The sequence below is a fragment of the Clostridium transplantifaecale genome (assembly GCF_900626075.1).
GTDB lineage: Bacteria > Bacillota > Clostridia > Lachnospirales > Lachnospiraceae > Otoolea > Otoolea transplantifaecalis.
The window spans coordinates 247,556-259,036 of record NZ_UYZY01000005.1; the positions used below are offsets into that span (position 1 = coordinate 247,556).

10 protein-coding genes are annotated in these 11,481 nt (G+C 44.6%); 9 read left to right on the forward strand and 1 reads right to left on the reverse strand.

Translation table 11 applies throughout. The features are described from left to right. The first annotated feature begins 70 nt into the window (after positions 1 to 70). From EJL91_RS18490 to EJL91_RS18510, 5 genes are all read left to right on the forward strand, one after another. Positions 71 to 1,543, forward strand: a complete 1,473-nt coding sequence (locus EJL91_RS18490) for a PspC-like choline-binding domain-containing protein (RefSeq protein ID WP_125143438.1) — start codon at positions 71 to 73, stop codon at positions 1,541 to 1,543. Positions 1,544 to 2,104: 561 nt separating this feature from the next. Further along, the gene (locus tag EJL91_RS18495) at positions 2,105 to 2,332 is read left to right on the forward strand and encodes a hypothetical protein (protein ID WP_125143439.1); all 228 of its coding nucleotides are present in this window, start codon (positions 2,105 to 2,107) and stop codon (positions 2,330 to 2,332) included. Continuing rightward, entirely contained in the window at positions 2,292 to 2,777 is a 486-nt protein-coding gene (locus EJL91_RS18500) for a hypothetical protein (protein ID WP_125143440.1), read from the forward strand. The genes EJL91_RS18495 and EJL91_RS18500 overlap by 41 nt, the downstream gene beginning before the upstream one ends. Positions 2,778 to 3,044: 267 nt before the next feature. Beyond that, a complete protein-coding gene (locus tag EJL91_RS18505) occupies positions 3,045 to 3,542 on the forward strand; it encodes a winged helix-turn-helix domain-containing protein (RefSeq protein ID WP_164516885.1) in 498 nt (165 codons plus the stop codon). After that, positions 3,503 to 3,682, forward strand: a complete 180-nt coding sequence (locus EJL91_RS18510; protein WP_243125486.1) for a sigma factor-like helix-turn-helix DNA-binding protein — start codon at positions 3,503 to 3,505, stop codon at positions 3,680 to 3,682. The genes EJL91_RS18505 and EJL91_RS18510 overlap by 40 nt, the downstream gene beginning before the upstream one ends. 26 nt (positions 3,683 to 3,708) lie before the next feature. Here the strand turns inward: EJL91_RS18510 and EJL91_RS18515 are convergent, their stop codons facing one another. Continuing rightward, a complete protein-coding gene (locus EJL91_RS18515) occupies positions 3,709 to 5,301 on the reverse strand; it encodes an ATP-binding protein (protein ID WP_125143443.1) in 1,593 nt (530 codons plus the stop codon). Positions 5,302 to 5,810: 509 nt separating this feature from the next. On the opposite strand from EJL91_RS18515, the gene EJL91_RS18520 reads away from it, so the two are divergent. The 4 genes from EJL91_RS18520 (at position 5,811) to EJL91_RS18535 (ending at position 11,460) form a co-directional block, all read left to right on the forward strand. Further along, entirely contained in the window at positions 5,811 to 7,388 is a 1,578-nt protein-coding gene (locus tag EJL91_RS18520; protein WP_243125473.1) for a GGDEF domain-containing protein, read from the forward strand. 342 nt (positions 7,389 to 7,730) lie between these two features. Beyond that, the gene (locus tag EJL91_RS18525; RefSeq protein WP_125143444.1) at positions 7,731 to 9,077 is read left to right on the forward strand and encodes an IS4 family transposase; all 1,347 of its coding nucleotides are present in this window, start codon (positions 7,731 to 7,733) and stop codon (positions 9,075 to 9,077) included. Positions 9,078 to 9,380: 303 nt separating this feature from the next. Beyond that, positions 9,381 to 9,752, forward strand: a complete 372-nt coding sequence (locus EJL91_RS18530; protein ID WP_164516886.1) for an ANTAR domain-containing protein — start codon at positions 9,381 to 9,383, stop codon at positions 9,750 to 9,752. A 322-nt stretch (positions 9,753 to 10,074) separates the two neighbouring features. After that, on the forward strand, positions 10,075 to 11,460 hold the full coding sequence (locus tag EJL91_RS18535; RefSeq protein ID WP_125143446.1) for a GntR family transcriptional regulator: 1,386 nt from the start codon (positions 10,075 to 10,077) through the stop codon (positions 11,458 to 11,460). The last annotated feature ends 21 nt before the right edge of the window (positions 11,461 to 11,481 follow it).

Sequence of the window (11,481 nt, forward strand, 5' to 3'; positions counted from 1 at the left end):
TTAGCCCCGTGTTATTTCTATGCTTTAAGATGATATTGTTAAAAAAAACTAATTAAGGAGTTGAAGAATCATGAAGAAAAAAACAAGAGCAGCTGCGATTCTCAGTGCAGCAGCCGTACTATCAGCGGGAGCCGCCTTTACTTCCCTTGCGGCATGGCAGCAGGAGGAGGGAGCCTGGGTTTTCACAGACAATAGCGGAAACCGTGTAACAGACAGTTGGAGACAGTCCGGCGGAAATTACTATTATCTGGACAACGACGGGGTTATGGCAACCGACCGCTGGGTGGATGATTCCTATTATGTGGACGCCAATGGTGTGCGGGTGTCAAACCGGTGGATCCAGGTGGAGGAAGGAACCGAGGATGCTCCCAATTCTGATGGCGGCTGGTATTACCTGGAATCCAACGGCAGGGCAGCAGCCGACGGCTGGAGAACCATTAATAATCAGCGTTACCATTTTGACTCGGACGGAATCATGCAATATGGCTGGTTTAACGATGAGGACAACTTGTACTATCTGGGTGATGAGAATGACGGCGCGGCAAAAATAGGCTGGCTGCAGCTAGACTATGATGAAGATGATGGACAAGAAGATGGAGAAGTTGCCATGGTAGGTGATGGCGGAACCTGGTTCTATTTTCAGGCCAATGGAAGAGCGATAAAGGCAACTGGAGACAACAGCTATGTAAATAGGACAATCAATGGCTCCAGATATTATTTTGATGAGAATGGGGCCATGGCAACCGGCTGGGTAGCGATGGGAGAGAGAAGAGAGGGAGATGCAACAGGAATCAGTACTTTGAAATATTTCGGTGACGCTGACAGCGGCCAGATGGCCAGGGGCTGGAGATATTTAACGGATGATCCGGAAGATACGGATGATAATAATAATGACTTCAGCTTTGGACCGGCCACGTCAAGCAATGCAACCCCAAGCAATGCGAGCTACGATGGTGGGGACGGTGCATGGTATTACTTTGACAATAATGGAGTACCGGAATACCTTAATGAGAATTCCAGATCTATTACAGATGCCACTACCAGAATCAATGGAAACAGATATTTTTTTGACGAATATGGCCGGATGAAGAGCGGTCTGCTTGGCTTTACATTATCGGACGGAACAACAGTAAGCGCATACTTTGGCGCTGATGATAGCGATGGAAAGATGAAGACCAGCCGTCAGACCAATGTTATGGAGGAGGACGGGGAACGTTCCACCTTTTACTTCAGCAATAGCGGCAGCTATACAGGAGAACGCAGCGGATATCTTTACTATCAGGGCAAGCTGGTGCAGGCAGAAGACGGTGAAGATTTTCAGGTATTTGAGGTTGGCGAGCGTCTATATCTTGTAAATGAGGCTGGAAGAGTCCAGGACTCCAACCGTATATACAGGGTAGATGGAGAGTACCGGTATGAAGTTAATAACGGAACAATCTATACAGTAAATGAGAACAGAGAACAGATTGGCGAGGTGACCAGCGGTGAGGCACTGCCAAGCATTGCTTATGAGGAAGTTTATATATTGAATTCTGGAGAGTAATATACTTACTAGATAAAAATAGAGCCGTTCACATTGCAACGGCTCTTTTTTTGCAGTTAGAAGTGGAAATTTATATAAAGTTTATCTTTTTGTTATCCCCTTGTTATTTCTCTGGTCTATGATATATTCATACCTGATTCAAGTAGCTTTCTCATAAACTTTTTAAACTAAATTCAATACAATTTCACACATGAAAAATGCGGATTCTTAGAGGGATAGGAACCGCATTTTTTGTATTGGTTCAAGTGAATTGTATATAGATATAGTTTGTTTTATACTGATAAAACATAATAAGATTTAACTAAACTATTTTTGGGCAGTGCGCATGGGATGTTTCCTGCTTATACTGGCCGCTGCGATTTACCGCGGCTTAAATGCAGTGCACCAGGAATTGGATGAAACAAATGAGCAAAAAAAGAACGAGAAAAAGAAAAAAAGCTTCTGCGTATTTTTACAGGGGCGTCCCTGGCATGTATAGCTGCGACCACCTTGTATTACGGCGCGCTGATTTATCGTAGCGCCCAGCCCTACAACGGGAAACTATCATGGTATTTAGATGATTTGGCACACAAACGGACGGTTGTCATTGAACATGGAAATCTATATGATCATGGCATAGAGGGATTTCTCGGCGATTTGGTTCAGAAGCCGAATCTGCCGGATGAACTGTATCTGGCTACCAGCTTTAATCTTCATTTTTATGTAGATGGAACAATCCATACAGTAGAGACATTTTTATGCGGAGAAGATGAGAAGGGGGGGCTTTCATTCCTATCTGATTACTTATGACAGTGACAAATCCGACAGGTCAACGGTTTATCTGGACGGCACCGTATCGGATCCTCTGAATGAGGAAAAACGATTCCAGCCCATGCGGACCGTACTGGGGCAGGTAAATCTGAAGACAGCCGTGAGCAAGTGGGATGCCGAAGAATATGGAATTCTGTACTACGGAATGCGCCAGTGGGACGGCTCTGATGGTATTCTTTATATTAATGAGTCCGGAGAAACCAGGAAAGCCGGTATGGATGATGATAATATAAGCGGTTACAGCGTATCTCTGTTCGTTCCGGGCCGGGAAGACGAGGTGACGCCGCTCCGCTCTCTCCTGACAGAACCGACAGAAAACCAGGGGAATCTAGGCAGGGAAGATGCAGAAGCTCAAGAGATCCGGGAGTCCTTTGAACCGGAAAATATGAAAAGGCGCTCCAACTGGCTGAGCAGGATTGGATAGGAGAGAAGGAAAATTTGCCCAGTACTGTCACAGCAACCTGCGGTATCTATATTTTCGGAATCTGGGCAAGCCAGAGGAGGCAAAACAGGAGGAGGCAAAACAAAGGCAGATTTTACAGGCCAGGCCGGGACTTAAGAAAAATAAGGGCGTGTTCTTACACACTCAGACTATCAAAATATGGTTTCTCCCTTAAGAAGTATCCAAGAGAAACGCTGCCAGAGTATCCCAAGTATGTCTGTGCAGGAAATCACCGGAGATTCAGAAATATTGCATTCCCAAGAAAATCAGGAAATACTGGAATCTTCCGTGCCGGAAGAGGGAGTACAGAATGGAGAAAAGGAACAGGAGCAGTCAGAACGAGAACGGACTGATGAGGTAAGTAATCTGGCTCCCGCATATAGCCTGACTCTGCCTGAAACATGGAAGGATCGGGTCATTGATAAGAAAAGTGGGACTAGCGGGCAGGGCTTTTACCAGAAAAGCTCTTACGAACGTATGGGAGACGGCCTTCTGTTTTATATAGAAATATGGCAGAATGGGGAATATATCAATATGCCGGACTATGAGATATGGGGGCATGCAGGCCAGGTATTAACCCGGGAGCAACTATACAGCCAAGTCTGGGACAATGATAATACGTATAACGTAGACAACCTGGTAAAAGCCCATATGAAGCAACCCGTTTCCACCCAGGCATTGAGGAAGAAATTATCCTGGCAGAAGACATCAGCCGTTTGTATGATGCGCTGGACTCTTTGGAGGTAGAAGAACGGCTGCTGATTGATGAACTGTTTTTCCGAGGCGTCTCAGAGTGGGATCTGGCGAAACGGCTGGGGCTCTCTCAGCAGGCAGTCAGCAAGCGTAAGAAAAAGCTGCTTAAAAAGCTCCGTGAAAAAATAGAATAAAATATAAGTTTTACACTCCCCGGTCCTCATTGCCGTACAGGGATATACCGCTTCAATGTTTGTATTAATTCTACCACATTAACGGGTTTTGCAATATGGCCGTACATTCCTGCTTTTTTGCATAACTCAATGTTTTCCGGTAATACCTCTGCGGTCATGGCCAAAATCGGTACTGCCGTCTTTTCAACTGACATTTCACTGCAGATTATCCGGGCGGCCTCATAACCGTCTCTCACCGGCATACAGATATCCATTAAGATCACATCAAACTGGCCAGAGTACTCTTTAAATTTTCTACAGGCAATTTCCCCATTCTCCGCTTCGACTACTTCAATTCCTGTTTCATCCAAAATACTTTTGATAATTTCGCGGTTGATCTCCACATCCTCTGCCAACAGCATACGGCGCCCCCGAAAAATATCTTTTTCCGGCTCCCGAGCAGCAGCCGACTTGTTTAACACCTCTTCATCTTCACCCGGACACCGGCCGGCACACTCCCGCGTTACGGTTCCTTTTTTTACGCAAATATCAAATTCAAACGAAGAACCCTTACCGGGAATTGAATGGACCCATATGCATCCGCCCATCTTTCCTACGATATTTTTAGAAATCGCCAGTCCCAGTCCGGTCCCTCCAAAACGTTTGGAAATACTGGTATCTGCCTGCTCAAATGCCTGGAACAGATGGGCCTGCTGTTCCTGCGTTATCCCGATACCACTATCCTTGACCGCAAAGCGCAGAACCACATCCTCCCCTGATTCCTGCTGCAGCTGAATCGACAACTCAATATTTCCCTCATTCGGTGTGAACTTGGCCGCATTGGAGAGCAGATTGGTGATGACCTGAGACAGCCTTTGCTGATCTGTAATAATTGCAGACGGAACATTCTCCCCTACAACAATGGAAAAGTTCTGAGATTTTTGGTCAAAACGGATTTGATTAATGCTGATTAATCGCTGCAGAAGGTATTTCAAAGAAAAATCAGATTCTGACAGTTCTAGCTTACCCGCCTCTATCTTTGACATATCCAAAATATCGTTAATCACTCCCAGCAGATGTGAGGAAGCGTCATCAATTTTAGACTGACATCCCCTGATTCGCTCCAGATCATCACTTTTCATGGCAATTTCATTCATTCCTATAATCGCATTGATCGGAGTACGGATTTCATGGCTCATCATGGAAAGAAAGTCGCTCTTTGCCTTGGCAAGCTTTTCAGCCTCCTCTTTTGCCTGAATGAGTTTCTCTTCCGCCTGCATGATTTCAAGCATCTTACGGTTATCCGCGGCCTTTAGCCGTCCAACCAGAACCACGATAGCCGTAACCGCCAGAATGATTATCAGCAGCTTTTGCCATGCCGCATCATCCTTAGTAAATACAATAAAAAAATAGGCAGAATATACAACCGCGGTCCCTCCGCTCATGCCGCCACTGATATACCCCTCCAGATATGTAAAAACAACAACCGGAATAATAAGGAGCATCATGGGATTAGGTATATGAAAGGCATATGCAGCCAAAATTGCAATAAAAGTAACGGGAATACTTAATATCCTATAAAAAACCGGATTGTGTCCCCACCCATAGGAAAGGGTACTGGTATTTTTCTCATCCGGCATATGTTTTACCTCCAATCGTCATCAGATTCAAATAACTGTCCTATATCATGACTCACTCTGAACTCGCTCAAAATAGCCTTTTAATTATAGTTCAATCAGAACAAAAACGCAAGGTACCATGTCATAACTACCTGCTAAAAAAATAGCAACCGTATTTGTCTATTGCTTTTATTGCAAAGCCCTATGTCCTATGGCAGTTTCGCGCCGCAGAATTCGGGATTTTCACGAAAAACGCGTGAAAACACCTCGCGGAATACATCCCGAGTGAACAGTAGCCGAGAAGGATGCCGGTATGATGTAATGCTCTCGTGTAAGGCTTTAAGGAAAACAGGATGTGGATTTTGTCTGTGGTCTGGTATATAATGGAGATATCGATGTGCGGAAAATGGTTATATGATAAAGCTCTTGGTTCTTGGGGCTTTATCTTTACATAAAGTGAGCAGCCACAGACTTTGATTATCAAGGTAGAACAAAAGGAATCCGGCGGCAATTAAGAGAGGTGGAATGGGATGCGGGAAGGAATCTGGAGCAGAATAAAATCATTGCTGGGATTTGGAGCAGAGATGGAGGAGTATGAAGAAATTTTATGTGCCCTTCATCAGGATGTGAAAAAGAGAGACTTCATTTTTTACCTTTTCATCATTGGGTTTGAATTGGTCATGGTGGCATCCATTTCCCTAAGACCGGGAGGGCCTTTTTTAAAACCGCGCAGGGAGGCCTATTTTATCATGTACCTGCTCCTGATCGCAATGACCCTTTGCGTGATTCTGTCAAAACATTGGGTTGACAAAAGCAAAGAAAAGGCCGCCCGCCGCTATTTCATAATCGAACATACTTATATGGCTTTTTTTGTATTTTGGGGAATCGCCATTACATTAAACGACCAACTGGGCGGTAATGGGCTGACAGTTTATACATATGTTGTACTGCTGGTAGCAATCATGTCCCTGATGAAGCCGTGGATGTCTGTGCTGCTGTTTTTAACCAGTGTGATCCTTCTCAACGTGCTGCTTCCGTATTTCCCGAATCCTGCTGGACTGGACCAGAGCTTTAACAATCTTATGAACAGCCTGTTTCTTTCGCTGGCATCCATCGCTGTCTCCGTCAGCCTGTACAATTCCAAGATACAGGCAAAGAGAAATGAAATTCTCCTGCGCAGACAATACCGGCAGGTCGAAACGGAGAAAATGGCATTAAGCAAAGAGGCGCTTTTAGACGTCTTGACCGGCCTTCAGAACAGGAACAGCTATAAAAGGATGCTCCAGGACTTCGAAGGTTTCGATTGTGTTTCCGTTGGCTGTATTTATATTGATGTGAACGGGCTGCACGAGATTAATAATCATCTGGGGCATCAGGCAGGGGATAGCATGCTTAAGACCGTTGCGCATATTCTCCAGAAAAATTTCCGGTCCGGGGAAATATTCCGGATCGGGGGTGACGAATTTGTTATTATCTGCCGCGACATAGACCGCCAGAGCGTGGAGCAGCGCCTGGATACGATTTGCGAGCAGGTAAAACATGCAAAGTATTCGCTTTCGGTGGGCCTTGAATGGCGTGACAGCAGGATTGACATAAAGGATATTATACAGAAAGCGGAAGATAAGATGCAGCAATACAAAAGAGATTATTATGCATCCCAGGGCGGCACCCGCCAGAGACGAGATCTGAACCGGCATATGGAGCGGATTCTGTCAGAAAAGAAGGATGCCGACCGTTTCCTGAGTGTGTTTGCCCCTGTGTTTAAAGGCGTATACTTTGTGAACCTGGAAACAGACACCCTGCGTCAACTGTTTATTCCTGATTATTTCAGCCAGATTTTGGAAGAATCGGATGGCTGTTTCAGCAAAGCCCTTCTTATGTATGCGAAGCAGTTGGTGGAACCGGAATATACAGGGCTATTTGAATGTTTCTGCGATTACAGCTATCTGGAAAACCTGTTGATTGAGGAGGATATTCCCGGTTTTACCTACAAGAAAAAGGACGGCAGCCACGTGAGACTGAGAATTTTATGCTTTAATCACTATCCTGGCAATGAGAAGGAAACCCTGTGGATTTTCTCTGATATAGAAGCCAACGAATTTCTTTGACGAAAAATGTCAACGCTCTCAGGACTATGGCCAAATGAACAGAATCTCTCTGCTATTTGGCTTTTGTCCTCACCCGGATTTCTGTGACTTCCGCCACGCTCCACTTACAAAAAACACCTCGTGGAATACTACCTGTGAACCAATGTCAGTTAGTTAAGCTAGAGGAGTAGATTTTTATTGGGGTCTAACCAAAATTCTCCTCAAATTTGGAAAACTTTAAATAAAGGATTGACATAGCTTCCAAAATATGCGGCCGCCCTTGTTTCAGATTGGTTTTTAGACGAAACAAGGGCGGCCCTTTAATCAGAAGTAAAATTGCTTTTGACTAAAGGAGGAACGCTTATGTCTTTACACCAAACGATTCAATCTTTATTTCACTCCGCTGTCCGCAGCGTGATCTCCCACATCTCGGATTTTGTCCTTCGACCCGGTAAAGATTTTACCAGGAACAGGAAATTCACAGCTGCGCAAATTATCTCGTTTCTTATTACCATGGGGGCATCCTCTACAAGAGTGGAGATGCTTGATTTCTTTGGAATGGATGCCCTTATGCCCACCTCTTCCGCTTTCCGACAGCAGCGGGCTAAACTCAGACCGGAGGCTCTTTCAGAAATCTTCCATACATTCAATACGGCCTATTTCTCTCTTGGCACTGTGAAAAAAACTATCGCGAGCGGTTACCGCTGTATTGCCGCTGACGGCTCCACGACTTCTTTTTTCAGCAGTGACAAGTTTCATACAGAGGATTATTTCGTTTCCGAAGGGCCTTCTGCAAAGGGCTTTTACAGTCTCCATATCAATGCGCTCTACGACCTGGACAGGAACATGTATGTTGCCTCCCTGCTCCAACCCGTTCATAAAAAAGACGAATTCCTGGCATTCTGCACCATGGTGGATACCTGCCCGGTTCTTTCTGATAGGAAAGACATCTACATCGGTGACAGGGGGTATTGTTCCTATAACAATATGGCCCATATCATTGAAAAAGAGCAGTACTTCCTCTTCAGGACCAAAGATGTCCTTTCCAAAGGCTTGGTCGGTAATTTCAAACTCCCCAAAGAAGGCATGTTTGACGAGACCGTAACGGTCACCCTTGTAAGAAGCCACTCCCGAAAAATCCGGATTCCTGACGGGAACTACCGCCGGTTCGTAGATCGGGCGGCCTCCTTTGATTTCCTGGAGTACGGTTCGGATGGCACCTATCCCCTCTCGTTCCGTGTTGTCCGGTTTCAGCTTCCGGATGGCTCTTTTGAATGTCTTGTGACAAACCTTCCGGAGGATGAATTCCCGCCGGCGCGGCTGAGAGACATTTACAATGCCCGATGGGGCATTGAATCCTCCTTCCGCAAACTGAAATATACGATCGGAATGAGCAATTTCCATTCCTGCAAGCCGGAACATGTGGAGCAGGAAATATGGGCAAAACTGATCGCTTATAATATAACGGAAGCCATGATACAGTCCGTAATCCTTGAAACGCATGATACAAAACATGCCTATAAGGTGAATTTCTCCATGGCAGTCCATATTTGCAGGGTCTTCCTCCGCCTGGCCGCAGAGGAAGACGTCATTGACACGGTGGCTTTGCTGCGTAAAGAGCTCCTCCCGATTCGACCCGGCAGGGCATATCCCAGACTTAAAACGGCCCATTTTCGTCGGCCAAAATATTTTGTCTACAGAGCCGCATAATCCAAAACCACCCTACTTATCATAGCTGATAAAAAAAGCAGGCGCAAGTCTGTTTCCTTGTTGTGCTCAAAAATCAGACCACACGGCAATACAGCTTCGGATACCAGAGAAGTTCTTCTGTATCGATATAATTTTCCCAATGCCCAACCGAATGAATCTATAAAATCTAAATCGTCATAAGCTTAACTAACTGACATTGACCTGTGAACAGTAACTAAAATAGATATGATTATAAGGCCGATCCCCTTCTCATTTGCAATTATTCGTAAAAAGTTTTATAATAAAAAGAGAGAAGGTGATTATATGCGTAATATAATTATAATTTCAAAAAATGATGAACTTCTGAATCAATTGACTACTATGTTAGCGCGTGCCGGCTACTCGCATGTATACTCGTCATCAGACTGCACAAAAATTCTATCATTGGCGTATCGCTTAAATCCAAAACTGATAATAATTGATATGGAACTACCTCCTGTAATCTTTAATGATCTGTTCAAACTTTTTTCTCAGCCTATGAAAAAAATAATGCTTTTTATTGCGCCCCATCGAGATATTGACCCTAATCTTTTAAGACTAATCAAAAAAGGATATTCTCATTTTGTGATACATCCTATCAATGAACGATTACTGATCAATCAGGTTAAAGAAATTATGAATCAAGATAATTCGTAAAAATTTGTTAGCTATCACGTATCCCTGGCTCCAGTTACATGAAGTCAGGGATTTCCATTTAACGGCCGCGGAGGGGGACGGCGGTTCCCCTGCCCTTCTGGAACATTGATGGGGCATTTCATTGCATGATTGCATAAAGAGTGGTACAATCAATTCAGTACCCAATGTGAGCAGGGTATATATGAAATCGAAGCGATTGGCCTTTACATCAATCAACATCAATTAATTGTTCAATAGATCATGAAAATACCAAAACGTGATGTTAAACAATATAAAGAAAGCGAGACAGGCGGAACCGGTCAGAGATAGTGCTGGAGGGCGGATGGAAAAAAATAATGGACTTTATGAACTGATTTATGAATATTATGAATCCCGCATTCTTTTCGGCGTTTACCGATATGGTGAACAGCTGTCATCGGTTCCGCAAATCTGCGCTTCTTTCCAACTGGCGCGGAACACGGTTCAGGCGGCTCTTAATAAACTGGAGAAAAAGGGTTATATCAAAACGGAAGAACGAAAAGCTGCGAGGGTTGAATATCGGGGAACGGAAGAAACATTTAAAGAAAATGCCGCAAAGTATTTTGTGCCCCGCAAAGAAGGAATCATTGATTTCCAGTATGCCGGTGAACTGCTTTTTTCACCGTTGTGGAAGATTGGGCTGCATAGCCTGAAACTGGATACGGGGAGCGGCAAATACTGGAATCAGCAGACGGCCGGAGTGGTATCAATGCCGGCAAAGGTATATTTCGATGTACTGCATACGTTCCATAATGATTTACTTCTTAATCTGTACTGGCAGTGCCTGCGTTATCTCAATTTCCTTTATCCCCGGCGAAACAGGGAAAAAGCCGGTAACTCCGCGGGCAAATTATTATCACCGGATAAAATTGATAATCTGAAGCAGGAGTTTGATGATTTTTTTACAGAAATACAGGATGAAGTGCTGGATTTTATCGAATCTTCAAGTAAGAATTACTGTACGGAGCCGGCTGGCCAGATACCTTTTACATGGACAATCTACCGCCGCCGGCCTCAGGTGCGTTATACCCTGGCCTCTTTAATTATCCGCGAGATTTTATGGGAGCGTTACCCTGTCGGCAGCTATCTGCCTTCCCTGCCCAAAATGGCGGAACAGTATCAGGTATCCTTAAGCACGGTTCGCCGTACACTGGAAGTCCTGCATTCCCTAGGCGTGACAAGAACCTATATGGGAATCGGAACAAAAGTCTGTCTGGAACCCGTAAATGATAAAATAATGAATGAGTCGGAAATCCGCGAAAATTTGCGGCTGTATGGGGAAGGGCTGCAGATTTTGGCCATAACGGTCCGCGGCGTGGCGCTTTTTACCCTGGAATCGGTTTCAAAGGAAAAGAGAGAGGAATTACTGCAGACGATCAGAAGACTTCATGGAAAAACGGGCAGTATTCTCTGTATTGATGTACTCTTAAGTTTTATTGCCAGAGAATGTCCCTCGGCGATTATACGGGAATGCTATGACAAACTGCGGGAACTGGCGGCCTGGGGGTATATACTGTCTGCCGTATTAATAAGAAGCGGACAGTTGGATAACGGTTTCAGTGATTTTATCTGCCGGTTGGAAGAGGATATGCAGACCGGCAATTTTACCGCATTTGCAGAACGGTGGCAAACATTTATTGAAGACAGGATGAATTTCTTTTACTCAAAATTTCCGATCTGTAATTCATGACAGGATATAAAATCCGGTTTG